This is a genomic window from Mycobacterium sp. HUMS_12744610 (genome assembly GCF_041206865.1).
Taxonomy (GTDB): domain Bacteria; phylum Actinomycetota; class Actinomycetes; order Mycobacteriales; family Mycobacteriaceae; genus Mycobacterium; species Mycobacterium servetii.
In genome coordinates, this window is the sequence record NZ_JBGEDP010000003.1 from 42,000 (window position 1) to 66,196 (window position 24,197).

The 24,197-nt window shown below is 63.1% G+C and carries 22 protein-coding genes, 4 pseudogenes and 1 other annotated feature; of the genes and pseudogenes, 10 read left to right on the forward strand and 16 right to left on the reverse strand.

The genetic code is table 11. The features are described 5' to 3' along the window. Positions 1-53 precede the first annotated feature (53 nt). From AB8998_RS30985 to AB8998_RS31000, 4 genes are all read left to right on the forward strand, one after another. Positions 54-638: a tyrosine-type recombinase/integrase gene (locus AB8998_RS30985; RefSeq protein ID WP_369742114.1), complete on the forward strand. Its 585-nt coding sequence runs from the start codon at positions 54-56 to the stop codon at positions 636-638. Between the two features lie 74 nt (positions 639-712). Beyond that, entirely contained in the window at positions 713-2,053 is a 1,341-nt protein-coding gene (locus AB8998_RS30990; RefSeq protein ID WP_172835062.1) for an IS256 family transposase, read from the forward strand. Positions 2,054-2,296: 243 nt separating this feature from the next. Next, on the forward strand, positions 2,297-2,788 hold the full coding sequence (locus AB8998_RS30995; RefSeq protein WP_369742115.1) for an ISAs1 family transposase: 492 nt from the start codon (positions 2,297-2,299) through the stop codon (positions 2,786-2,788). 63 nt (positions 2,789-2,851) lie between these two features. Further along, on the forward strand, positions 2,852-3,034 hold the full coding sequence (locus tag AB8998_RS31000; protein ID WP_369742116.1) for a hypothetical protein: 183 nt from the start codon (positions 2,852-2,854) through the stop codon (positions 3,032-3,034). A gap of 130 nt (positions 3,035-3,164) precedes the next feature. On the opposite strand, the gene AB8998_RS31005 is transcribed toward AB8998_RS31000, so the two are convergent. The 6 genes from AB8998_RS31005 to AB8998_RS31030 form a co-directional block, all read right to left on the reverse strand. Then, positions 3,165-4,505, reverse strand: coding sequence for an IS256 family transposase (locus tag AB8998_RS31005; protein ID WP_172835062.1), 1,341 nt, complete (start codon positions 4,503-4,505; stop codon positions 3,165-3,167). 63 nt (positions 4,506-4,568) lie between these two features. Beyond that, positions 4,569-6,119 carry a hypothetical protein gene (locus tag AB8998_RS31010; protein WP_369742117.1) on the reverse strand — a complete coding sequence of 517 codons (1,551 nt, stop codon included), beginning with the start codon at positions 6,117-6,119 and terminating at the stop codon, positions 4,569-4,571. Between the two features lie 29 nt (positions 6,120-6,148). After that, entirely contained in the window at positions 6,149-6,859 is a 711-nt protein-coding gene (locus AB8998_RS31015) for a hypothetical protein (RefSeq protein ID WP_369742118.1), read from the reverse strand. 196 nt (positions 6,860-7,055) lie between these two features. After that, entirely contained in the window at positions 7,056-8,723 is a 1,668-nt protein-coding gene (locus AB8998_RS31020; protein ID WP_369742119.1) for a hypothetical protein, read from the reverse strand. Positions 8,724-8,787: 64 nt separating this feature from the next. Next, positions 8,788-9,657 carry a protein phosphatase 2C domain-containing protein gene (locus AB8998_RS31025; RefSeq protein ID WP_369742212.1) on the reverse strand — a complete coding sequence of 290 codons (870 nt, stop codon included), beginning with the start codon at positions 9,655-9,657 and terminating at the stop codon, positions 8,788-8,790. A 370-nt stretch (positions 9,658-10,027) separates the two neighbouring features. Next, positions 10,028-10,666, reverse strand: a complete 639-nt coding sequence (locus AB8998_RS31030; RefSeq protein WP_369742120.1) for a vWA domain-containing protein — start codon at positions 10,664-10,666, stop codon at positions 10,028-10,030. Between the two features lie 260 nt (positions 10,667-10,926). Between AB8998_RS31030 and AB8998_RS31035 the strand changes: the two are divergent. Next, positions 10,927-11,217: pseudogene (locus AB8998_RS31035) on the forward strand (transposase); the annotation flags it as partial. On the opposite strand, the gene AB8998_RS31040 reads toward AB8998_RS31035, so the two are convergent. The 5 genes from AB8998_RS31040 to AB8998_RS31060 form a co-directional block, all read right to left on the reverse strand. Further along, on the reverse strand, positions 11,210-11,668 hold the full coding sequence (locus AB8998_RS31040; protein ID WP_369742121.1) for a DUF6262 family protein: 459 nt from the start codon (positions 11,666-11,668) through the stop codon (positions 11,210-11,212). The pseudogene AB8998_RS31035 and the gene AB8998_RS31040 overlap by 8 nt on opposite strands. Before the next feature lie 66 nt (positions 11,669-11,734). Continuing rightward, the gene (locus tag AB8998_RS31045) at positions 11,735-12,847 is read right to left on the reverse strand and encodes a cystathionine gamma-lyase (RefSeq protein ID WP_369742122.1); all 1,113 of its coding nucleotides are present in this window, start codon (positions 12,845-12,847) and stop codon (positions 11,735-11,737) included. Further along, positions 12,844-13,320 (reverse strand): hypothetical protein, encoded by a 477-nt coding sequence (locus AB8998_RS31050; RefSeq protein WP_369742123.1) that lies wholly within the window; start codon positions 13,318-13,320, stop codon positions 12,844-12,846. Before AB8998_RS31050 ends, AB8998_RS31045 begins: the two co-directional genes overlap by 4 nt. Next, complete coding sequence (locus AB8998_RS31055) at positions 13,247-14,725, reverse strand: tyrosine-type recombinase/integrase (RefSeq protein ID WP_369742124.1); 1,479 nt, start codon at positions 14,723-14,725, stop codon at positions 13,247-13,249. Before AB8998_RS31055 ends, AB8998_RS31050 begins: the two co-directional genes overlap by 74 nt. A 389-nt stretch (positions 14,726-15,114) precedes the next feature. Then, a complete protein-coding gene (locus AB8998_RS31060) occupies positions 15,115-16,233 on the reverse strand; it encodes a tyrosine-type recombinase/integrase (RefSeq protein ID WP_369742125.1) in 1,119 nt (372 codons plus the stop codon). A gap of 96 nt (positions 16,234-16,329) precedes the next feature. On the opposite strand from AB8998_RS31060, the pseudogene AB8998_RS31065 reads away from it, so the two are divergent. The 5 genes and pseudogenes from AB8998_RS31065 to AB8998_RS31085 form a co-directional block, all read left to right on the forward strand. Then, positions 16,330-17,312: pseudogene (locus tag AB8998_RS31065) on the forward strand (IS3 family transposase); the annotation flags it as partial. After that, positions 16,350-16,481 (forward strand) — a sequence feature (AL1L pseudoknot). It overlaps the preceding pseudogene by 132 nt. A gap of 292 nt (positions 17,313-17,604) precedes the next feature. Next, the gene (locus AB8998_RS31070) at positions 17,605-18,564 is read left to right on the forward strand and encodes a tyrosine-protein phosphatase (RefSeq protein WP_369742126.1); all 960 of its coding nucleotides are present in this window, start codon (positions 17,605-17,607) and stop codon (positions 18,562-18,564) included. 131 nt (positions 18,565-18,695) lie between these two features. Continuing rightward, a complete protein-coding gene (locus tag AB8998_RS31075) occupies positions 18,696-19,043 on the forward strand; it encodes a hypothetical protein (protein WP_369742127.1) in 348 nt (115 codons plus the stop codon). 207 nt (positions 19,044-19,250) lie between these two features. Next, positions 19,251-19,403: pseudogene (locus tag AB8998_RS31080) on the forward strand (type II toxin-antitoxin system VapB family antitoxin); the annotation flags it as partial. A 97-nt stretch (positions 19,404-19,500) separates the two neighbouring features. Continuing rightward, positions 19,501-19,885: pseudogene (locus tag AB8998_RS31085) on the forward strand (PIN domain-containing protein). Positions 19,886-19,985: 100 nt separating this feature from the next. Here AB8998_RS31085 and AB8998_RS31090 read toward each other — a convergent pair. Genes AB8998_RS31090 through AB8998_RS31110 form a run of 5 tightly spaced genes read right to left on the reverse strand, consistent with a single transcriptional unit; the run spans position 19,986 to position 24,179 of the window. Further along, positions 19,986-20,408 (reverse strand): hypothetical protein, encoded by a 423-nt coding sequence (locus tag AB8998_RS31090; RefSeq protein WP_369742128.1) that lies wholly within the window; start codon positions 20,406-20,408, stop codon positions 19,986-19,988. Positions 20,409-20,425: 17 nt separating this feature from the next. Continuing rightward, positions 20,426-21,133 carry a hypothetical protein gene (locus AB8998_RS31095; protein WP_369742129.1) on the reverse strand — a complete coding sequence of 236 codons (708 nt, stop codon included), beginning with the start codon at positions 21,131-21,133 and terminating at the stop codon, positions 20,426-20,428. 19 nt (positions 21,134-21,152) lie between these two features. Further along, complete coding sequence (locus AB8998_RS31100) at positions 21,153-22,682, reverse strand: hypothetical protein (protein ID WP_369742130.1); 1,530 nt, start codon at positions 22,680-22,682, stop codon at positions 21,153-21,155. Continuing rightward, complete coding sequence (locus AB8998_RS31105) at positions 22,667-23,632, reverse strand: hypothetical protein (RefSeq protein WP_369742131.1); 966 nt, start codon at positions 23,630-23,632, stop codon at positions 22,667-22,669. The genes AB8998_RS31100 and AB8998_RS31105 overlap by 16 nt, the downstream gene beginning before the upstream one ends. A 19-nt stretch (positions 23,633-23,651) precedes the next feature. Next, positions 23,652-24,179 carry a hypothetical protein gene (locus tag AB8998_RS31110; RefSeq protein WP_369742132.1) on the reverse strand — a complete coding sequence of 176 codons (528 nt, stop codon included), beginning with the start codon at positions 24,177-24,179 and terminating at the stop codon, positions 23,652-23,654. Positions 24,180-24,197: the final 18 nt, after the last annotated feature.

The following is a 24,197-nucleotide window of genomic DNA, read 5'->3' on the forward strand; positions in this document are numbered from 1 at the left end:
CGTGACAGGCTCGGATCCGGGACAGCAAATTCGGCAAGGGCCGGGACCTGCCGGTGTCCCCTTCGACCATCGCGGCGCTGCGCAGCTACGCAGACAGCCGCGACCACGCCTGGCTGGCGTTGGACATCCAGACTGGACTGCGGGTTTCCGAACTGATCGGGCTGAACTGTGGCGACATCACGTTGGGCCCCGGAGCGCACCTGAGATGCGAAGGCAAAGGCCGCAAGCAACGCGCCGTTCCGTTGACCGCCACCATCCAGGCGGTACTCGCGAACTGGATCGCCGAGCTCGCCGGCAGGCCCGGCGATCCGCTATTCCCGACCCGCAGTGGGCGGCGCCTGAGTAGGGACGCGATCGAGCAGCGCATCGCGGTGCACGCCCACAAGGCCGCCCAGAGCTGCCCCTCTCTGAAGGCCAGACACCTGCACCCCCACGTCCTCAGGCACACCTGCGCCGTCGCACTGCTCCAAGCCGGTGTCGACACCTCCGTGATCGCTCTCTGGCTTGGTCACGCCGACGTCCGATCAACGAACCCATACCTGCACGCTGACCTGACCATCAAGGAAAAAGCCCTCGCCATAACCGCCCAACCGACCGTCGCACCGGGACGCTACCGGCCCTCCGAGGTCGCGTCCTGAAACCGGTGTAAATGGGGCCGGGCGTAGGTTCTGCTTCGAGACCTACCAAGTCATCGAAGAAAGGACCTACGCCCGTGCCTGCACGAGTATTGCCGACCGACCGTGTTCGCGCCAAGATCGACGAGTTGTTCGCCTCCGATCGTGAGCTGCCCGAGATCCTGGAGGAGGTGGCCCGCCTCGGTGCGCAACTGTTGATGCAGGCCGCGCTGGAAGCCGAGGTGACCGAATTCCTGGGCCGGGAGCGCTACCAACGCACCGCAGCGACACCGGATGCCCAGCCGGGGTCACGCAACGGCTATCAGCCGGTGACGGTCAAGACCACCGCTGGCCCGGTCACCTTGGAGCGGCCCAAGCTGCGCGGCACGACCGCCGCGTTCGCCTCACGGCTGTTCGGCAAGCACGTCACCAAGACCAACGCGCTGGAATCGCTGGTGATCGCCTCATTCGTGCGTGGATTGTCGGTGCGCGATGTCGAGGCCACCCTTGCCGATGCGCTCGGTGATCAGGCCGCGATCTCGAAATCAACGGTGTCGCAGGTATGCCAAGCCATCAAGGCCGAGTACGACTCCTGGGCGGTCCGCCGCCTCGACGAGGTGGTGCTGGACTACCTGTTCCTGGATGCCTCGTTTTTCCGGATGCATCCCGGCTCGCCGGCCGAGCCGGTCCTGGCTGTCTGGGGCATCACCACCGACGGCAAGCCCGTCTTCGTGGGCCTGGCCCCCGGCACCGGGGAGTCGACGGATGCCTGGGCCGACTTTTTGACCGACCTACGCGACCGTGGGCTGGGGTGCCCGCTGCTGGTGGTCTCCGACGGGGCCCGCGGATTGATCGCGGCTATCGAACAAATCTACCCAAAAGCGTTGCGCCAGAGATGTCTTATTCACCGGCTGCGCAATATTCTGGCGAAGATCCCGGCGGGGATGCAGGCCGAGATCCGCGACGGCTACTGGGCCTGCTTCGACACCGACGGCCTCAACATCGAACCCGGCCCACGCCTGGTCGAGCTCATCGACGCCCGGCTGACCGCGTTCGCCGACCGCTACGCGCCCACCTACCCGGCGGCGATGAAGATCTTGCTGACCGACCGGGAGGGTCTGACCGCTTATCTGCGGTTCCCGACCGAGCATCATCACCGCATCCGGCACTCGAACTTCATCGAGCGCACCTTCGGTGAAACACGCCGTCGCGCAAAGGTTATCGGCCGCTTCCCGGGCGAGACCAGCTGCATCAGCATCGTCTGGGCCGTCCTTGACCGCGCATCGCGCGGCTGGCGCGGACTGACCATGACCCCCGCCGGGTTACGCCAGCTCCAAGACCTACGCCGTGCCCTGCTGCAACCACCACGGCAACTACGACCCCAGCACACCCCGGACTCCGCCACCAACAACCCCGAGCCTGTCAGCGCCACCGCGTAACATCACCCACCGAAGCCAGAACCTGCGCCCGACGATTTACACCAAAATCTGGACGCCACCGCCCTCCGACACCGTCCTCGCCTTCCTCGAAGGCCTGTAACTATGCCGATGCTCGATCCGGTACCGACCCCAGACATGCCGCCCCACAACCACTCTCCGCCCGAACACCCACAGACTCGGCATAGTCCCAGCAACGGCATAAGACGGTCTATGCCGATATCGGCATAGACGGTGAAGGCGAACATGCCCACCCTGCATCACAAGCTCAAAAAGCTGCCGTGGAAGGACATGCCCGCCACCACGGCGAGGACCACTGACCGCGGCCGGCGGGTTACCCGCACGATCAAGGTCGCCGATGTTCCCGACTGGATCGATTTCCCCGGTGCGGCCCAAGTCGCCCAACTGCGCCGCACCGTCACCGACAAAACAACCAAGACCGTTGAGGTCGTCTACCTGATCACCTCCGCGAACCACACCGACGCGCCACCGCAGCGACTCGCCGCCTGGGTACAAGGCCACTGGGGCATAGAAAATCGCCTGCATTGGATTCGGGACGTGACGTTCGCAGAGGACGGTTCGCAAGTACGTACCGGACAGGCGCCACGGGTGATGGCCAGCTGCCGCAACTTCGCGATCAGCATGCTGCGGATCGCCGGCTGGGACAACATCGCCGCCGGCCTCCGCCACCACGCCAGACACCCAGATCAGGCCCTCGCACTGGTACTGACCTCATGAAACGCGACTATTCCGGGACCCTGGGTACAGGGGCACTGGGGCATAGAAAATCGCCTCCACTGGGTGCGTGATGTCACCTTCGACGAGGACCGCTCGCAGGTACGCACCGGGCAAGCACCACGGGTGATGGCCAGCTGCCGCAACCTCGCGATCAGCATGCTGCGGATCGTCGGCTGGGACAACACCGCCGGCCTACGCCACGCCAGACACCCAGATCACGCTCTCAAACTGATCCTGACCTCATAAGACGTGACTTTTCCGGGACCCTGGATCCGCACCGCGGCACCTGCGGAAGCCTACGACTTGGGGGTTTCCGGGTGGCGTCCAGATTTTGGTGTAAATCGTCGGGCGCAGGTTCTGGCTTCGGTGGGTGATGTTACGCGGTGGCGCTGACAGGCTCGGGGTTGTTGGTGGCGGAGTCCGGGGTGTGCTGGGGTCGTAGTTGCCGTGGTGGTTGCAGCAGGGCACGGCGTAGGTCTTGGAGCTGGCGTAACCCGGCGGGGGTCATGGTCAGTCCGCGCCAGCCGCGCGATGCGCGGTCAAGGACGGCCCAGACGATGCTGATGCAGCTGGTCTCGCCCGGGAAGCGGCCGATAACCTTTGCGCGACGGCGTGTTTCACCGAAGGTGCGCTCGATGAAGTTCGAGTGCCGGATGCGGTGATGATGCTCGGTCGGGAACCGCAGATAAGCGGTCAGACCCTCCCGGTCGGTCAGCAAGATCTTCATCGCCGCCGGGTAGGTGGGCGCGTAGCGGTCGGCGAACGCGGTCAGCCGGGCGTCGATGAGCTCGACCAGGCGTGGGCCGGGTTCGATGTTGAGGCCGTCGGTGTCGAAGCAGGCCCAGTAGCCGTCGCGGATCTCGGCCTGCATCCCCGCCGGGATCTTCGCCAGAATATTGCGCAGCCGGTGAATAAGACATCTCTGGCGCAACGCTTTTGGGTAGATTTGTTCGATAGCCGCGATCAATCCGCGGGCCCCGTCGGAGACCACCAGCAGCGGGCACCCCAGCCCACGGTCGCGTAGGTCGGTCAAAAAGTCGGCCCAGGCATCCGTCGACTCCCCGGTGCCGGGGGCCAGGCCCACGAAGACGGGCTTGCCGTCGGTGGTGATGCCCCAGACAGCCAGGACCGGCTCGGCCGGCGAGCCGGGATGCATCCGGAAAAACGAGGCATCCAGGAACAGGTAGTCCAGCACCACCTCGTCGAGGCGGCGGACCGCCCAGGAGTCGTACTCGGCCTTGATGGCTTGGCATACCTGCGACACCGTTGATTTCGAGATCGCGGCCTGATCACCGAGCGCATCGGCAAGGGTGGCCTCGACATCGCGCACCGACAATCCACGCACGAATGAGGCGATCACCAGCGATTCCAGCGCGTTGGTCTTGGTGACGTGCTTGCCGAACAGCCGTGAGGCGAACGCGGCGGTCGTGCCGCGCAGCTTGGGCCGCTCCAAGGTGACCGGGCCAGCGGTGGTCTTGACCGTCACCGGCTGATAGCCGTTGCGTGACCCCGGCTGGGCATCCGGTGTCGCTGCGGTGCGTTGGTAGCGCTCCCGGCCCAGGAATTCGGTCACCTCGGCTTCCAGCGCGGCCTGCATCAACAGTTGCGCACCGAGGCGGGCCACCTCCTCCAGGATCTCGGGCAGCTCACGATCGGAGGCGAACAACTCGTCGATCTTGGCGCGAACACGGTCGGTCGGCAATACTCGTGCAGGCACGGGCGTAGGTCCTTTCTTCGATGACTTGGTAGGTCTCGAAGCAGAACCTACGCCCGGCCCCATTTACACCGGTTTCAGGACGCGACCGGTTTCCGGCCCGACTTTCCACGGTGGTCCCAGCATCTCTACAGCCTCTTGAGGCGTGACGGCAGCGTTGATGTTGGTGATCGTGGGTTTGCCGCCCTCGAATGAAATCTTCGCGATCATGATCGTGTTTGTCGGTTTCGTCGCCGTCAACGGGACGACGATCGTGTCACCATTATTGGTCTGCACGGTCACTTTTCCGTCGTAGTCGCTGAACGAACTCGAAGCCGTGTGATGATAGATTCTCGCCACAATAAAAATTTCCTTGAAGCCATCGAGAGATGACATCTTGATGTTTTCCTGATTGTCTCCGCCGACTTTACCCACACCGGAATCCTTGTTCAGGAACATCCCCGGTCCAGTTTTTTGTTCCCAGCTAACTTTGCCTACTTTGTTCTCGTCGGAGGACAAGCGGTAGTCCGCCTCGATATCGAGGTCCACGGGAGCCTGCCACGTCAATCGAACGTTGACTTCGGTGATCGGTTTTGATGTGTCCAGGGTTGCTGACTCGCCCGCGCTGCCCAACGTCGTGATGCGGCTAGCTCCCGCACTTGCTTGGGTATCGGCTGCGGGTCTGGGTCCGAAGAGGGTAAGCGCGATAGCGGCTATGACAACCGTGGCGACTACCGAAATCACGACAGGTAGATTCTGCTTCTTCTGCGCAGCGCCGTTGGTCGTGGGCGCATGGACGACCAACGTCAGTCCGCCGATGCGCAGGCGGCTACCGTCCTGCAGGGGCGTTCGTTTCCCCGAGGCCGTTTCAACATGCTCGACCTGACCGTCTTTGAATACGAGGCTGGAAACTTGGGGAGGCAGCCCCTTCTTGAATATGTGTTCCTCGCCTCCACCGCCTACGAATACGGGCTGGGAACCGAGACCAACGTACGACGTTTCATAGGGTGCCCATTCCACCTCGACGCTGGCTTCGCGAGCCATGTTCTGGACGAAGTACATCGCCAAGCCGAGCGCCAGTCCTAGCAGCGCTATCCCCACGACCCTTCCCGCGAAGCCTGGCAGGAACATCGACGCCAAGAGGAAGCCCATGCAGCCGATGGCTCCGCCAATCGCTCCGGCACCGAGACCACGGGCCATGCTGAGGTTGGGGACGGCTCTCGATAGCAGGGCACCCAGAAGTGCTCCCATCAATGACCACGCCACGATGCGCAGGGCGTAGTACTTCAGTTCGAAGGAGCCGATATCCATGCTGAAGAGGTACTGGGCGGCGGCACCTGCGACGAAGCCCGCGAGAGCACTCCCGGCGAGGACTTGTGCTGCGCGACTTGGATTCAAATCATGCCGCTGATACCACTCACCGGCGATGTACAGTAGAAATCCCAGGATGCTTGCGAACGCGGCTGACCACAGGGCGGTCTCCAGAACCAAACGTAGCTGGCGGGCAGTGCTATCGGCGTCCAATTGGCTACCGACGACGAGTTCGGCGAACACAGCGCCGAGCGCGCCACCTGAAAAACCCGCAATGGCGTACAGCAGTTGCTGGTTCGACCTCAGCGCGTTCAGACCACTAGCCACGACAACCCCACCTTTTCATCATGATGACTTCAGCACTGCACACCGGGGAACGAACCTAGGCGGTCTACAACCCATTTGGATAGGGCGTCGAGTTGCGCGGTCCCTGTTTGAAAGCCGCCATCGGATGGGAGCGCCGCAATGGCTATCCCCACGGCGCCCGAATCTGTTTTCACCAGCGCGATTTGGCGCACCAGGTAGCTGCCTTCCGGCGAAGGACCCCAGCCTCCCTTGACGGCGGCATTCGCGCTGCCCGCCAGTCCCCACTGCTGGTTGCCGCCAATGCTGCGCATGTCGTTGACTACCGCGTCGCTTTGGTTCAGACACGGCAATTTTGACATGAACTTCGCTTGATTCGCCAGCGACCAGTTCGTTTGCCCGAACGCCGTGAACTCGCTTCGAGTCTTTTCGGACTGTACGACAGTCGCGGTGTCACCTGCTTCTGCAAGAACAGCACCCACGGACTGTGCCGCTTGTGACGGTTGACCTAGCTGACCCCAAAGCGCCTCCGCCGCTGCGTTATCGGAGTCCCTGATGGCGGGCACGACAAGGGGAGCAGCGGCTTTATTCGAGTGGCGAAGCGCGGCAATAGCCAGAGGCACCTTGATGGTTGACCATGCAGGACCGGTTGTCCATGAGCCAAAACTCCGAACTCCGTTGCCGCTCGCGATAGCTACCCCGACTTCGCCAGCAATAGCGGTACTCACGGCTTCGAAACTCTGTTGAAGCCCGTCTGCCGTCACCGCATCCGTTGGCGCCGGAGCTGTAGCTGTCGGTGCAGCCGATGCTGGTGCGGTCGTTTCCGAAACGCTAGGTGCTTGATCATCGGGTGAATCACCAGTAGCAAGATTCCCACCGGCGCCACACGAAACGGTTCCCACTACGCACACCAAAGAAAGCGCTAGCGAAAGAGTTCTGCGCCGAGAGCACACAGAATGATTAATAGAGGTACACCTCCGCCCCAACGCCACCTTCACAGGTGATCCAATCTTCACCAGCATCAGCCTGGCAGGTCACCTCGTACAATCGACCGCCCGGCGCACAGGATGCCCCGGCAACACTGTCGCAGCGGACCGAACCAGCTACTTCCATGTCGCGGCGTTCTCTGGACGGTTCACCGAAAGTGTTCCAGTACGCGATGAGGACGCTCTCGGTGAACTTGCACGAAGTTCGTGCGGTTCCCCGTATGGCCTTCGTTGCCCACCCCGACCGATCCGTCAGGCTATAGCCGCCGCTACATGATTCCCCGGTCGGGTCTGGCCCCGAAGCCCCCGGAGGCGGGATCACGTTAACAGGAGTAGGCGATGTGGTGGTCGTGCGTGGCGGAACCGTGGAGGTGGAAGTCCACGTTGGCGCGGTGGTTCTCGTCGTCGTACTCGCAGTGGTGCGTTTATCAGCGGCTTGCGCGCTATCCGAAAACCACGCGGGATCAAATTTCGCAGCCAGAACCAGCGCTCCGAATACAACGGGGACCAGCAGCCAAGCAAGCTTCCCTGAAGACTTGGAGTACTGCGGGGACGGTGTCGGTGGCTGCGGATAGTACTGCGGGGACGGTGTCGGTGGCTGCGGATAGTACTGCGGCGTGGGCATACCTGGTGGATTGCGTGGCTGCACAACAGGAATCGGTGCAGGCGGCGGCATGCCGTGCATGGGTATCGCCGATGGCGGAGATGGTGGTGGAATCACCTGCACAGGTATCACCCGCGGAGTCGGGGGTGGCGGAGGAGGCGGCGGAGCATTCACTGGAGCCGCCTGCCATGCCTGTTCTAGTGCTGAATCCCAGGTAGAGAGGTTCGGTCGATTCGCTGCGGGCTGGGTGAGCGTATTCGTGATGACCTGACGCAAGACAGGGTGAACCGAAGCAGGCAATCGAGCAGGGTCCTTTGCGTCTTGGCTGCCGACGATCAAGCGTAGTGCGAGAAGCCCGAGTTTGTAACGGTCTGAGAAGGTTGTCGCTTTCTCCTCCCCGGTGGGAACCTCCCATCCGGGGGTCTCCAACTGCGTGGTCAACGACACGCCGTTGACACGCATCGCATCGCAGTCAATGAAGTACGTTTCAGGGTTGTTGCCTGATAGCGAAAACAGAAGATTCTTCGGCGAGAGGTCACCAACACAGATGCCGTGTCCGTGGAGAAACGTCAAAGCGGAGACCAAGCTGCGTAGCAGCCCGTACCGCTGACGGTCCGATATCATCTGCCCGCCGAAACTTCTTGCCAGCACGTGCGGCTCGTTCAGAAGATGCTGGAACTCTGCGGCGATCTTCGACGGACCCTTGACCGTCCAGAAGTCGGTAAAGAACTCATCGGGAATGGTTGGCATCACGAAGCCTGTAGCTCTGCCGTTGTCCTCCACAACGCGGCAAGGCCACGCCGCAATGCTGATGAGCCGCGCCCCTTCGCCATAGGGAAGCGACTCGAGACACGCAGGCATCGCCTTGAGTGCATTCACATCCAGCGCAGCCAACGCCGCCTGCTTGTACTCCTTATAAACCATGGACTTTGCGAAAGGAATACTTATTTGGGGTGCTTTGTAGACGACCCCTTGACCGCCTTGGCTTATCTTCACCAAGGTTGCCGAAATACGGGAGAGTTCGATGGACTTAGTCACTGATCTAAGCCCCTGCGTTCACGAGCACTACCGTCATCTCCCCGCTGCACCACAACATCGGAACTCACTCGGATGGACGGAAACGCGGACTGATAGCAACCAGCGTGCGGTCGTCATCGAATGTCTCACGACTGAAATCCACCGCATGCGCGAACTCGATGAGCGACGGTGGGGTTGATCCACCAAGCAGCTCCCTGAAGAGATTTCCCACGCCGCCCTGTCCTTCGCCCAGTGGATCACCGATCCCATCGGTACCGAGCAACAACACGTCCCCATGCCCGAACTCCACCACCGAGGGCTCCACCTGGGCAGGAACGCGCGGCAAACCTGAGACCGCCGATGAGGAAATACCCCCTTCGCCAACCGTTTTACCGTCGAGCACAGCGTGAAACTGACCGTCGTGCAGAAGCCACGCGCCGGAGTCCCCCACACCAATGACGAAAGCTCGATACGCGTCCGGAGCTACTGCCTCCACCACCGCGCAAGTCAGCGTGGTGGCTAGCTCTTTCTCAGCCAAACCTGGATCAGGATCAGGTGTCTTGAAGAGAACCTGCGCGCGCTCCGTCAACGCCCAGGCCGTGCTTTTCACGAGGGCTTCCCAGTCTGTCTCTTCAGAGTCGCTGGGAGCTTGGGACAGCAGCCACTGCGCGGCGTAGTTGACCACGGCGCTTGATCCGAGGTGCGATTGGGTAGCAGCAGATACCCCATCGGCAACAACCGCAATGATGCGACCGTCCGGCATTAGATGAATCGCGAAGTCGTCCTGCCGAGGAGCGCCGTTATACCTGTGGAAGTGCCCCCGCAGGGATGCCCCCAGCACCGTCATCGCATCGCTCGACCACCCATCAATAACGGTGTCAGGGCGAAACGGTACCGACCGAAATGCATCGCCTATCGGGCCGGGCTCGACATCAGGTGAGGCAGTACCGATCACCAACTGCGGCACCCCGATAGGTCCAGAAATCTCCGCTACCGCACCCTGGGGGGAATCTGCGGGCTTAGTCTCCAACGCGACCGTATCGCTAACCGGCGGTCCTTCATCGTTGAATACCGCATCAGTACCATCACCAGCCCCGACAATCACACTCGGAGGACGATGCTCACTCTTCGGAGGGCGCGGCGCCTTGTCGGTCCCACCCGTGCTCTCCGAGGCGTCAGGGTCCGTCGCTATCTCGACAGCGAAATCCCCAGACCGTTTGAACGCGGCGGGAGATCCAGCCTCAGCGTCAGTATCCGTCCCGTCCTGCGACTTCGACCGCTTTCCCCAACGACGTTTCGGCGTGTCAGCCATATCCGTTTAGCCGCTACAGAATATCGACGGCCAACGAGAAACCTTCGGGCTTCTCCATCTGCAGCTCCGCAGAACCCGATGCCAACGCCTGACCTGAGCTAATCACCGACTGCGTCAACGAGGTAATGAACTCACTGATCGCCGCCCCGGTATCAACACCTTTGGCAGCGATAAACGCATACTCCGGTTTGGTGGCAATCTCTTTCACCGTGGCGGCATCCGCCTCACCGATTCCGAAAGCGAGGATGTTCGGGCGACCATGCTGCGCGAGCAGATTCGAGCGGGCAGCCTGCCAGTCATCTCCCACATTTGGCTGACCATCGGTCAGAAAGAACACGGCAGGTCGGTTCACCGCGAACCCCTGAGACTTCAGATTGGGAACGTCCTGATTGACACGCGTAATGAGCTCGTTAAACGCCGCAGCGTAGGAAGTCATACCCCGCGCTTGCAGGTTCGGCATTGCTGGCAATTCACGCAGATCGCTCGGCTCAAGATAAGTGTGGGCAGTGTCGGAGAACCCGACGACCGCAAAACGCACCTTGGCAGCAGCAAAAGATTCCTTCTGCAACGAGTCCTGGAGTGTCACCAGCCCCTCATTGAGTTCCGCGATGTTGGGTGTCATCGACCCCGACTCATCTGCGACGAAATACACCGGAAGTACCGTGCCCTGTGGTTCCACCCTCAGCCCCTTCACTGCTTTGCTCAGCGCCTTGAAGCATCCCCGGTTTCATGCACACCTCGTTACGTGTGACCGGTGTGCTCTCCGGCCTCGAGTCGAGCACAGTACTCGGCTTCGGCTTCGGCCGGTGGGATGCGGCCCAGGCGGTGCATGAGCCTGCGCTCATTGTACCAGCTAACTGAATCGCCCTGGAAATGCTGGAGACTCCTGACCTTGGAAACGAGGATGCAGGTATGCCGAAGGAACAGTCGCCAGGGAAGCCGACGACGCGTAGGTACAGCCCGGAGGAGAAGGCCGCTGCGGTGCGGATGGTGCGCACCTTGCGGGCCGAGTTGGGCACCGAGCACGGCACGGTGCAGCGGGTCGCTCGCCAGCTCGGCTATGGCGTGGAGTCGGTGCGCTCGTGGGTGCGCCAGGCCGACATCGACGATGGATATGCTCCAGGTGTCTCGACCGCGGAGTCCGCGCGGATCAAGGATCTCGAGCAGGAAGTCCGAGAACTCAAGCGCGCCAACGTTATCTTGAGCGGATTGGATCATTTGGTGGCGTGACCAGGATGTTTGCATCGTGGACAGTGTCCGCGACGGTGGTGCTGGCGATGCGGCTGGCGCGAATCTGTCCGTGCAAGTGTGCGATCTGGTTGCGAAGTTGACGGTTCTCTTGGTCGAGTTCGCGGACTCGTTCGTGTGCGAGGGTGAGACGCTGCCGTAGTGAGGCATCGGATGCGGGCTCGCTTCGAGGGGGTGCCAAGTTGGCCGTTTCAGAGGAAGCGGTTAGTTGGCGGAGGTTGTCGCGAAATTCGGGTTGGGCGTAGAGCCATGAGCGGGAGACGCCGGCGTGGGCCGCAATCTGGGTGATGGTATGAGGCCGACCGGTTTCACGGAGTTCGTGTAAGGCTCGCCGGGCGCGTTCGAGAGTGTCGTCGCGACGGCGGTGGGCGGCGGCGACGAGGTGGTGGCTGTTGTCACTGCGCATCTGATGATTCCCTCCTGCAGCATCGAGCAAGTGTGAAAAGCTTTGGACGGAACGTTGTTTGGCCCTTCATTGGGTTGTTCCGAGAGCGTTTTGGATGTCGGTGAGAAGGTCGTCAATGTCCTCGATGCCTAGTGCGATGCGTGCGAATCCGTCGGCAACGGGGTCGCCCCAGCGGGCCCGGCGATCCACCGAGGTGTGGATGCCACCGAAGCTGGTGGACGCGATTAGCAGCTCGCTGTGCTGCACCAGTGCGTGGACCGCGGCGGCGTCGGCCAACTCAACCGACACCAGGGCACCGAATCGGCGCATCTGTGCCACGGCCACTGGATGCGCGGGATCCTGCGGCAACCCCGGGTAGCGCACCTTCCGTACCGCCGGATGGCTAGCCAGCATCGTGGCTAAAGCTTGCGCGTTGAGGCATTGCCGTTCGAACCGTAATCCAGCGCTGCCCAGGCTGCGCAGCAGCAACCACGCCTCGAATCCACCTAGGATCGCCCCGGTGAGCAGCCGTTGGCGTTCCACGGCGGCGACCAACTCGGGCTGGCTGGTGGCTACGTATCCCGCGACCAGGTCACTGTGACCCGACAGGGCCTTGGTGGCGCTGGCCACCACCACATCAGCACCCAACGACAACGGTTGCTGGCTCAGCGGCGTGGCGGTCGTGTTGTCCACGATCAGGCGTGCGCGGCGACCATGGCAGACGGTGGCCAGCCGGCGGAGATCCACCGCATCCAGTCCCGGATTGGTGGGAGTCTCGGCCAGTACAACGTCGGCACTCGCGGCGGCGTCACAGATTTGCGAACTGGCCGCCTCAATGACCGTCACCCCTACGGGCACAAGATATTCCGTGGCATAGCGGCGCACCTGGTAGTAGCCGTCGGCCGGCACCACCAACACCGACCCGGGCGTGGCCAGTACGCGCAGTGCAGCGCTGATGGCCGCCATACCGGAGCCGAACACCAGCGCGCTGGTCGCGCCCTCCAGGTCGGCCAGCGCCGATTCCAGGTGCCGCCAGGTCGGATTGGAGCTGCGGCCGTAGGTGTCCAGGTCGGGCGTTTCGTCGGTCGACAAGTGGTAGGTGGACGCCAGCACGGCCGACGGCGCCACCGGTTGGCCCGGGATGGCCGCAGAACGCACGGCTTTGAGGCTACGAGTGGAATCGCCGTACCGACTGCTCATGCGTGTTCACTCCAGCTGGGTGCGGAACCGCGCGTCGCTGCCTGCGTTTCGCTGCACTCTGCTGTGCACTGGCAGTCGGACCGATCAGCCTCAAGGGTGGTGATGATGGTGAGCAGGTTGGCCTCAACGGTGCGGTTCATCTCGGCCATGCGGGTGTGACCGTCAGCCTTGGCGCGGGCGATCAATGCGCGGGTGTCGTCGAGCTGCTTGTGGTGTTGGGGTAGGAATTCGGCGGTCGTGATGAACAGCGGGCAGGTCAGGCACGCGTTGGAGTGCGGGCACGATTTTTGCAGCGGGAGCCCGCAATAGCCGTTGGGCAGTGCCATTTTCGCTCGGGCAAGGTTTTGCTTCATCCATTCGGCATCGGCGAGCGGTCCGTCGATCGTTGTCTCGACGGGCTCACCACGGATGTTGATCTTTTGAGCGCGTTCCCACTGCTCGCGGATGGTGCTGTCGGCCAGCCGCTCTGGCATACACGGCGGTCATGGTGTGGCTGGTGTGGTCTAGCAGCCGTCGGACCACTTCCTGCGGCACGTCATGGTTGATCCACCGAGTGGCGGCTGTGTGCCGGAATTGGTGAGCGGTGACATGCACTGGCTGACCGAGTTCATCTGTGAAACCGCATGTTTCGAGCCACTGCCCGAGCTGGAGGTGGAACGTCGCGGTGGGAATGGCCAGCCGCCCGTCGGGGTTGGCGCTGCTCCGCGGCAACAGCACTGCGGTAGTTGGGAACCGTTGCCGAGTGCGTGCCTGCTGCGCCTGGATCATGGTGGCCAGTTCGTCGTCGATGGGCACCATCGCGTCGCGGCGCATCTTGTGGTTGCGGTAGCGCAAATAGACCGCGCCCTGCGGGTCGCGGATCAGACAGTCCATCTGAAGCCGGGTGGCGTCGCCGATGCGCAGGCCGGTGCGGATAAGGACCTCGACTAGCAGCCGGATCCGTGGGTCGCTGATGCGGTCGAGGTTGGCTGAGCTTTCCAGCTGGGCCATGACGAACTCGGGAATCGCCCGCGGTGCCGGTGTCTCGTCGCGGCGGGGTTGGTCGCTGGGATACAGTTGCGCCTCGGCCGGCAGCGATGCCCACCGGTGCTGGCGCACCGCGTGGAGAAACCCGGTCACGCAGCCGATGTCGGTGCTGCGGGTCTTCGGGTGCGGGATTTCGACCGCGAGTTGGGCCAGATAGGCCTCCAGGGCAGCGCGGTCGAGTGCGTTCAGGCCGGGCGAGCTCGCCAATCTCGGTGTCAGCTGCGACAGCCGCACCAGCGCAATGCGGTCCCGACGTAGCTGCCCCAGCCCGACTCCGCACGACATTCGCCAGCGGCACCACCGTTTGGCCAGCTCTCGCAGCCACAGTGGTTGCACCGCGGTGAAATCCAGGCGGGCTCCGTCATGGCCGGAAACACCGAGCCGGCGTAGCCGCCACACGTCACGCTGGTATTCGCTGTCCCAGCCGGTCCCGTCGCGCAGGTCGAGCAGGCACTCGATCGCGTAACCGAGGAACGCGCGCGGTGTGTGCAGCGCGGCCGCTGCCGGCAGTCCGGCCAGCCAGTCATCGAGTGGATACTCCAGCAGCGATTCGGCCCCGGTCGCCGCCAAGTGGTCCAGCAGTGGCTTGATCGACCGCGGTGTGGTGCGGGTTCGGTTCGCATCGACCCGGCATTGCAGCGCGTACTGGATCTCAAGCCGCAACTGCGGCGCCAGCAGCCGCAAGTCGAAGCGGTCCTCACCGTAGCTAGCGCAGTAGGCGATGAACTCCGCCGCCGGCGGGCGACCACGCAGCCGCCACCGCCTGTGGTGGGAATGACACCAGCCCGCGTCCAGTTCGGCCCACAACGCGCACCCCGGGATGGCGCACACCGCTGCAGGCGTGCCAGCCACTTGCGGGGTCCACTGATCCACCGCGGGGCGTCCGGCCTTGTCCCAGGCACGAGAATGCATGTAGCACAACCGGTACCGATGTTGTCCGAAACCACAATCAGGCACCAGGCACGACTGCAGCGGCCGGTACCCCATCACCTCTGGATCGGCGGTCGCCGCCCACGCTTGCCGGTCCGGACGACCAGTCTTTCTCCACCGGCCCAGATGGGCCGGGCAGAGTCCGCCGTAGCGACTCGAACGCACACATCCGGGCACCGCGCACGCGGGCGACCCGAGAATCGGATCGTCCACTGCGGGCACCAGCACCTCGCCCCGAAACTCCGGTCGCACCGCTGCACCCAAATGCGCAACCCAGCCAGACTCGATCGGGGCCGCCAGCGTCTCGATGCTCACAGCGGCCCGTCCCGCTCGGCCAGCCACCCTGCAGCCACTAGCGCGCGACGCGTGTCTTCGACCTTCAGATGCGCATACGTGTCACTGGTCGTGGCAATCGACGCGTGACCCAGCAGGTGCTGCACTACCTCGACTGACACCTTGCGGCGCAACAACTCTGTCGCATACGAGTGGCGAAAAGTATGCGGCCCGAACATAATTCCGGTTCGCTCCCGCAATCGGCAGACCAGATCGTAGACGCTGGCATACGTCAACGGACACCCGGTAGGACCTGACCACAAGTTCACGAACACGTAGTCGCTGTCCAGCTCGCCGTACTCGCCGTGCAGGTAATCGGCATACAGCCGGATCACCTCGCCCGGCACCGGCACCTGCCGACCTCCGCCCTTGGCTCGGGCCCGATTCGCATTGACCCGCGGCACCACCGATACCAGCCGCGCCGCGGCGTCAATGTCGCTGTGCCGCAACCCCAACGCCTCACCAACCCGCAGCCCCGAAGAAGCGAGCAGAGAAAACAGCAGCCTATCCCGCAGCCGATCACACGCCGCCACGATCGCCGCGGTCTGCTCGCCGTCCAGCGTTTCCGGGATGCGCCGCTCAGCCCGTAACCGGATCCGCCTGCTGCGTTCCGGTCGAGATCCCAGGTGCGCCAGCAACGGTCGCCACGACCCACCATGCGCCGTGCGCCGCTGCCAGGTCGTCAGAAGGTCCCCCAGATCCACGCCGTGGCGCTGATGGAACTCATAGAACGCCGAGATCGCCGACAGCTTCCGGTTCACCGTCGCCTCCGAGCACACGCTCTCCGCGGTCGGCAATACCGCAACGTTGCCTACCCGCGCCGATGCCGGCAACCGCAGCCATGCCACGAACCGGCCCACGTCTTCCAGCTGCACCCGCGACCACACCACATCGCGCTGATCAAGGAATTCGAACCAATCCCGCAGATCATGGGCGTAGGCCTTCACCGTGTTCGGGGAGCGCTCGACCGCGTGCAGATGTGCTAAGAACCCCTCGACCGGCTCCACCACCGCCGAATCCTGATCAACCAGGGTCCACGACTGCCGATCACCGAACGGCATCACCACCGGCTGCACCCTCAGACCAGGACACGTCATAGATACCGAAGATAACTGGTCCACAACGCATTTCCCGGCACCTTGAACAGCGTGTCGTCTACATCGTGGACGGCCTTATCAGGGCCTCAGATAACCAACGAGATTCTGAAGCGAGCGGCAAGTTTCTTCGGGGCGGAGCTCGACCGCCAACACAAGAAATAGTCGATTTCATCGACGACAATCGCGGGGAGTTCGGGGTCGAGCCCATCTGCACGGTCCTGCGCAGCGCAGGCTTGCAGGTGGCCCTGAGCACCTACTACGACGCCAAAGCCCGGGTCCCATCGGCGCGGGCCCTGCGCGACGCCGTCCTCGGGCCGGCGTTGTGCCAGCTCTGGAAAGACAACTACTGCGTCTATGGGGCCCGCAAACTCTGGAAAACGGCTCGTCGCGATGGTCATGACGTCGGTCGCGATCAGGTGGCCCGGCTGATGCGGGCCGCAGGCATTGAGGGGGTCCGGCGCGGCAAACGGGTGCGGACCACCAAAGCTGACCCAGCCGCGGCGCGGCACCCGGACTTGGTGCACCGCAACTTCGCCGCGGCTGCCCCGAACCAGCTCTGGGTGACCGACCTGACATTCGTGCCGACCTGGGCCGGGGTGGCCTACGTGTGCTTCATCATTGACGCACACTCGCGGATGATCGTGGGGTGGCGGGTGGCTTCGCACATGCGGACCTCGATGGTTCTCGACGCGTTGGAGATGGCGCGTTGGTCACGCGGAACTACATTGCAGGACTTGATATGTCACTCAGATGCCGGGTCGCAATTCACGTCCATTCGCTACGGCGAGCGGCTCGCTGAGATCGGCGCAGTCCCGTCAATTGGGACCGTTGGAGATAGTTTCGATAACGCTCTCGCGGAGACAGTCAACGGTTACTACAAGGCCGAGCTGATCTACGGGCCGGCTCGAAGCAGACCGTGGAAGACCGTCGAGGACGTAGAACTCGCCACCCTCAGTTGGGTCCACTGGCACAACACCAGCCGCCTGCACAGCTACCTCGGCGACATCCCACCCACGGAGTTCGAAGCCGCGTTCTACGATGCATACCGGACCGACCAACCCTTGATCGGAATCCAATAGCCCGAGCCTCCGGGAAACCCAGGGCGCTTCACACCGACGCCAACGCCGCCGCCCTGGCACGAGTACTCGCCATCACCGCCAACGAATACCGCGAGGCCTACCAACGAGCACGCCGCCGCCCACCCGGAACCCCCGTCTGATCGCCGACCGCCGCACATCACCCGATCCGAGCCGAAGACATTCGCAGCAACCCAACTCGGCGCTTGTGAGCTGCGTGGCAGGTGTGGTGTCGGGCTCTACTCCAACGCTGTCAACTCGACGGCGGGTTCTGATACTTGTGATGATCACTGCCATGACGGTTGCCGACGGGTGTCAGTCTTCCGGCGACTCTTCGGGTCCGTTGGCCTCCTCAGTCTCCTCATCAGTGGGCCTGAAGGATGCCGGTGAGGTCATTGCGATGGAGGGTGCACTTAACACTCGTGCTGTCGCGGGATTCAAGATTGCGGATGGTCGCATCATCAAACCCGGAATCCTTTATCGCAGTTCCGCATTGACGTATCTGACGGACAAAGACCTCGCAACGCTAACCGATCTGAATATTCGGACAGTGATCGATTTCCGGGGCCCGCAGGAACAAGCCGACGGCCCTGACCGGCTGCCCGCGGGCACAGCCACGATCAGTGCGCCGGTCAACCAGGACGAACTCGATTTCACCAAGATCGACGCACTACTAGACCAGGACCGATTCTCCCCGCAGATGCACGACCGCGAGAAGGTCAACAGGTTCGGACCGTTCTACCGGATGTTCACCCTGGTCAACAGCTACGGCGACCCCAGCTTTCTTCCCAAACTGGTGGCCTACAAGACCGTCTTCGACCAGCTGCTCGATCCACGTCGCACCGGCGCAGTGTTGATGCACTGCACGGGCGGTCGAGATCGCACTGGCATTGGTACCGCGATCTTGCTGCGCACCCTCGGAGTCTCCGAGAAAACGATCGAGGCGAACTACCTGGCGTCAAACATTCTCCTGCAACCTGAACGTGAAAACCCCGACAGCACCTCATTTGAGCGCTTCTCTTTCTCCAGCGTCTACCTACAACCCACTAGCAACAACAAATTCCGCAAAGTAGCCTCCGAACTCGGAGAAACCCCACAGCACATCTACGACGCAGTCAAACTCCGACGCGAATACCTCACCACCCTGTGGGCAACAATCGATCGACAGTTCGGCTCTTTCGATGACTTCCTATCCACCCAACTCGGCATGACACCCGACCGAGTTACCACTCTGCGGAACCGAATGACGGCCTGACGGCTCCCGAATAGAGACAGTTACCGACAGGCGAAGAAGCGGCTGCAAGCCAAACGTCTCAGCTGCCCCGCCAGTAGACGATGCGCCGCGAGTCGAGCATTCTCACGCAGGACGGTCCTACAATTGAGTTCATGTGGGCGTTCGAGATCGAGGGGCCTGGGTACATCGGCGGCTACTACACACCGGCCGAGGATTGGGTACGCTCCGACTTGGCCGCAATATGGCTCACGCGGGCACTCCACGACTTCGGTGCCATCACGGGCGACAAGGAGATCGAAACGGAGCGGCGCGCGCGAGAACTTGAACCGCTGATCGAACAAGTGACGGGCACCCACACGTGGGTGGAAGGCGGCCACACGGTAACCGTGATCCACCTGGATCCATCAGCCAGCGAGCCCGACAAGATGGGCTCCATGGCTTCCCGTCGAAAAGTACGACAACGACAACGCGCCGCCTGCGCGCCCGCGCACCACTACTGAAGCCGTTCAGCTCGTCGTCGAGAATCTATCAAGGTCAAGACCGATCTCGACACCATCCTTTTCGACGACGATCCGGGAGTTCTGCGCGCCAGTTGCCGACAGATAATCCCGAAGCGTTGACCGGTCACGCAGCGCTTGGCCCCGATGCGCGTATGTTGGTTACATACACGACTCATGTATATCACCAACATAGCTGAGGAGGCCGAGTTGTCGGTGACACAAATCGACCTAGACGACGAGGCGCTGACCCAAGTCATGCGGATCTCCGGGGTGCACACCAAGAAGGAAGCCGTGAACCTCGCCATGCGCGATTACGTCGAACGCTTCCGCCGCATCGCGGCCTTGGCCCAGTCCCGCGATCATGCGAAAGGGTGGGACTACGAGGGCTGGCTCACAGCCCGTGCCGACGAAAAAGCAGCAGGGACTTGATCTACTTCCTCGCCGACTCCTCCGCTATCTGGCGGCTCCAACGACAGCCGGAACTCACCGAGGTCTGGAACTCCTCGCTCCTGAGCGGGGCCATCGGATCCTGCGAACCACAACGCGCCGAGTTTCGTCGATCGGCTCGCAACGAGGACGAATTCAATCAAATGAACCAGGCGTTCCACGACATCTATCCCGATGTGCCCGTGCCGAAATCCGTTTGGCGGTGGATCGATTCGGCGCAGCACAAGCTCGCCAGCTTGGGTTTAGTTCGTGCCCTATCGGTTGTTGATCTGCTGGTCTGCGGTACGGCGGCTGCCAAGGGCCTCATCGTGCTACACGACGACGCTGACTACGAACTCGCGTCGCGCTATCTCCCTGACGTCACGGCGCGGCGCGTCGTGAGCGAGGAACAATAGCAATTCCAACTCGAGGATTCATCCGGACAAGCGCCGGCGGGTTGTGAGCAGTTGGTGATTTTGTTGGTCAGCGTTGGACGTGCGGTTTTGTCGGACCTGTCTAAGAACGTGGCGCGGCTGGGCATAGAACGCCGCCGTCATGCAAATAGAAGATGCGGTCGTATTGCCCGCTGGTGTCGAGGATGAATCCGGTTGCGTCGTTACGGATTACCCACACAGCACCACCGGACAACGTCTGACTCCCGTTGTCTTTGCTGCTTTCGACATTGATATCGGACTTTTGCGAGCCATCGGCCGGGTGGATGGCGCTGACGCGGGTCCCGTCTGGCGCAATCAGGGTGATTCGTAGGCCGCGTTTGGTGTTGTCGCACAACACTTTCACGTCTGTGCTATCGAAAGTGTGGCCGTAAAAGTCGACTTCGTTGTTGTGTGAGTCGATGATGCCGCTCCACGGTGGTGTGGATGGTTCGGTGTGGCATCCTGTGCCGCCACCGATCACCGCCGTGGCCATCATCGCCCACACAAACGGCCGCCACACCATCACACGATCTGCGCCACTGGGACGAGTGCGCCCACCAGATGGCCGCGTCGAACTGCGGCGTCGACCTCGTTGCCGAACTGCGTGTAGTCGTCACTCATCCCGACTGTGCCGGCCCACACCTTCAGGAAACCCCTGGTTAGCGCAGCCTGGGTCCAATCGGGGTCAAATTCCGGCAATTGGTCCAGAAGGGGAAGCCGAGAACCATACGGTGCGTCGATCATCAACCGCCCCTTGCCTTGAACGTTGAGTTCAAGGACGCCGGTGCTGATCGGCTGACATGGCTGTTCACTGTCGACGATGAGCTGCCAGCCCTGCTCGAGCAAAGCCTGCGTCCACGGATCCTCGAGATCCCCAGTGGGGTGGACACCGACAAGACCGCCTGAGTGATCGATCAGCAGCCCGGCCAACAGGCCAGACGGCAACTGCCACTTGAGTTGTCGGCAGACCACATCTTCCCCGCCCGGGCTCGCTGTCAGCGGCTGGTCGACGTGCACGATCTGAGAGGCAGCACATCGCGCATGCGCTAATCGAACAACGAGCGAGCCGGGGCCCACGTTGACGATCACATTAGTGGGTTCCCTGGTGGCTTTGCCGGGCTTGTCGCAGCGGACGCACACGTATTCGTTAGCGTCGCGGCACAGCGTGGCCAGCCTTTCGGCGCCGATAACCTCACGGACTGCCGGCGACCACGTGATGAAGGAATTCAACGTCTGACCAGGCCTGAATTCATGCGACGGCGGCCGCCGGGTTCAGCGGCGCCCCCGCAAGCCGCGTCGCATACAAGATGTCCGCGCAACCGTCAACGGTGTCGTAGTTACGCAGCGCCATAACAACTTCGGCGGCACGCGCTTTCATAAACGCCTGCACAGGATCCCCTCCCCCGCCGTGCCCGCGCATCCGCATCGCATGCTGATACTCATAGACCGCGGTGTTCCATTCCTTACGCACACCAGCCCACAGCTCGTCACTGATGGGTTGGTGGTCCTCGAACAGCCGCATCGTTTCTTCGACGGCGACGCCGCTGAGGTGCCCTGACGATACGGCCATGTGCATGTGCCGGGCAGCGACCTGGAACCGCTGCTCGACGTCGAACGCTGAAGCTTGCCGCCAATCCCACGACATCGCGGCCGCGCACCGATGTATCAACCCGCCGGCCCCCTCAACGTGTGAGCGGTCACGCGGGTCGACCAAGGTGGGATCGACCCGCATCGGCTTGGCGCCGATCTCACCAGCCCAATCCGCAACCCTTTGCGCGGGAAGCGATGACGCCAACGCCAACACCCGGCTACCAGGCGCACCGTCCAGACGTAGGCGGGCGTGGCGCGCCAGGACCTCGAGCGGGTCCCCGCCGCCTGCCGAGTTCTCCCACAACTGAGTGCCGATAGCCCTATCCGCGACGGCGACCCGAACGTCGGCAGGAACCCGCACACCAAACGGAATATAGGACGGACCCTCATTGGTGGCCAACCACCCAGTCACCTGCCCGGACCGCTCCAAAATCAGTGACACAGCCCAATCCAAGCCCATATATCCGACACCGCGGGTTTGCGCGACAAGGGCCTGCACGACGCGCGCCGAGGCCGCGGCGGCCTGGCCGATCATGGCTTCGATCCCGGCCCCGCCGCCGCCCACCGACTTGATCGGCGACTTCGACATGACCATCGCAGCCGGTGGAGATCCCGCGACCGCACCAGGTGCGGCGCCAGCACCCGCAGCGCCACCGGTCTGCACGTTGGGTGTGCCGGCCACGCTGGGCGGCGTATTCGACGGCGCTGGGATGGATGCCAGCGGCAACCCCGACCCTGCCGCGGCTCCGCCTGTTCCGGCGGAGCCCATCATCGCCATCGGAGCACCGCCGGCACCGCCGGCGATCGCCGGCGACGTCGACGCCGGCGCAGAAGACGCCGCCGCCGCACTGCTGGCAACAGCCCCCTGAGCGACCTCAGCGCCTGTACTCGCGGCGGCGCCCACCGCGTTCGCACCCGCCGACACCGCCCCGGCACCCATCCGGGTCGCCGACTCCGCCAAACCGGCACCCGCACCGGCCGCGCTCGCACCCTGGCCCAGCCCGCCCACACCAGCACCAGCGCCGCCGGAGCCTGCCCCGGCGCTGCCCAGCGGGCTCGCACCGCCGGCACCGGGCATGCCACCGGATGCCGGATTCATCGCGGAGGCGGGGTTCATCGACGACGCCGGATTCATAGCCGATCCGGGGTTCATCGACGACGTCAGCGGCGACATCATCGACTGCACCATCGAGCCAGGGTTGCTCGCTCCCCCGGAACTCGCACTGCCCGGCATCGACCCCAACGACGACAAACTCTGTGAGAGAGGGTTATTCGATGACGAGTTCGCCGCGTTCGTGGCACTCGTTGGCGCGTCGTTGTGCCACGCGGCGGGCTTGGCACCCTGTTGCGCCCCCGTTTTCGACCCATCAGGCGTGGTAGTGCTCGACTGCGACTGATTGACAGCGGAAGACTCATCTTCGCCGGCCTCTGAGGCTTCGTCGTATCGCGAGGCTGGCTGGGCTTTGAAGCCGCCGCCGTCCTGGGGGCTGGCGATGCAGGGACGCCGCCGCCGTTGAACGCTGGCGCGGCGGGAATCCCTGAGCCCATTTCCGAGGTGGTTCCTTGGCCGAGCATGTCTCCGGTGCTGCTCAGCTGGGCGAGCTCCATCGAGTAGCCGCCCACTTTCGCCGCGGCTTCGCCGTCACGCAGCTGCGCCTCAGCAGCGGCGTTCGCGACGATCCCCTCGATCGTGCCGACCAGCGCGCCCTCGATCACGCCGATCGCGATCGGGTTGCCCATCGCCGCGGCCTCCTGCTTGGCGGCATCCTCCTGAGCCTGCTTGATCGCGTCATCAGCCTGCTTGACGATCTGCGTCAAATCGTCCTTGGTCATGCTGATTTCGGTGGCCCCAGCGTGAGCGAGACGAGCCGCAGTCTCATACAGCTCGATGCGATCCCGCAGCGCGATTTCAGCCAGACGGCCCAGTCGCACAGCGGATTTGATGAACTCGCCGCTCATGGTCATCAATACCTCGATGATGTCCATCTGGGTGTTGAGCAGACCACGCAGACGCGACACCTCGGTCTCGAATTCCATCGCAAGTCCGCCCCACAACGTCGACGACTGCGACGGCCACGACAGCGCCAGAATCTCGGGCGCATACGGGCTCGCCGGAAACGAAGCCTCCCCAAAACTCACGCGCGACAACCCTTCCCGTTTACGGCGCCAACCGCTTGCACAACACCGCCATCTCGTCAGATGTGGCCTTGGCGATATCGTGCGCGTTGCCGTTCAGCGCATCAAGGCCTTTGTAAGCGTCTCCCTTCGCGTGGAACGCATTTGCGGCGGTCTCGGCTGCGGCGGCGAGGATCGGCGTTGTACCCGGAGCAATGTTGTTCCTCAAAATGTCGCTGACCTGCAGGCTGTAATCGCCCGCGCGGCGTACGGCCGCCGCCCATTCCGGGTTGTCTCGCACCTGTGGATCGGCAATCTTCACCCCGGGCGGAAGTGTCTTCAGCGCAGCTGCTGCAGCGCGCGCCGGCGCCACAGTCGCCAATAGTCCGTCCTCGCAGGTGTGGCGGTTGGCTTCGTCGACCCCGAGCGGTGCTGGTGCTGGTGGGGCGACGGTGACCGTTACCACCGGTGCAGCCTTGGGTGCCGGCGTGGCGGTGTCTCGCACAGATCCGGTGATCAGGGTGGCGATGGTGGCTGCCACGACGGCGCCGGCGGCGCCGGCGGCCAGCACGGACGGCCATACGCGGCG

What these genes read in the sequence shown, in the direction of transcription:
- AB8998_RS30995 (WP_369742115.1), top strand. Translation starts at nt 2,297, where the DNA reads ATGCCCACCCTGCATCACAAGCTCAAAAAGCTGCCGTGGAAGGACATG.
- AB8998_RS31040 (WP_369742121.1), bottom strand. Translation starts at nt 11,668, where the DNA reads ATGCGCAGTGACAACAGCCACCACCTCGTCGCCGCCGCCCACCGCCGT.
- AB8998_RS31045 (WP_369742122.1), bottom strand. Translation starts at nt 12,847, where the DNA reads ATGAGCAGTCGGTACGGCGATTCCACTCGTAGCCTCAAAGCCGTGCGT.
- AB8998_RS31050 (WP_369742123.1), bottom strand. Translation starts at nt 13,320, where the DNA reads ATGCCAGAGCGGCTGGCCGACAGCACCATCCGCGAGCAGTGGGAACGC.
- AB8998_RS31060 (WP_369742125.1), bottom strand. Translation starts at nt 16,233, where the DNA reads ATGACGTGTCCTGGTCTGAGGGTGCAGCCGGTGGTGATGCCGTTCGGT.
- AB8998_RS31070 (WP_369742126.1), top strand. Translation starts at nt 17,605, where the DNA reads ATGACGGTTGCCGACGGGTGTCAGTCTTCCGGCGACTCTTCGGGTCCG.
- AB8998_RS31075 (WP_369742127.1), top strand. Translation starts at nt 18,696, where the DNA reads ATGTGGGCGTTCGAGATCGAGGGGCCTGGGTACATCGGCGGCTACTAC.
- AB8998_RS31100 (WP_369742130.1), bottom strand. Translation starts at nt 22,682, where the DNA reads ATGGTGCAGTCGATGATGTCGCCGCTGACGTCGTCGATGAACCCCGGA.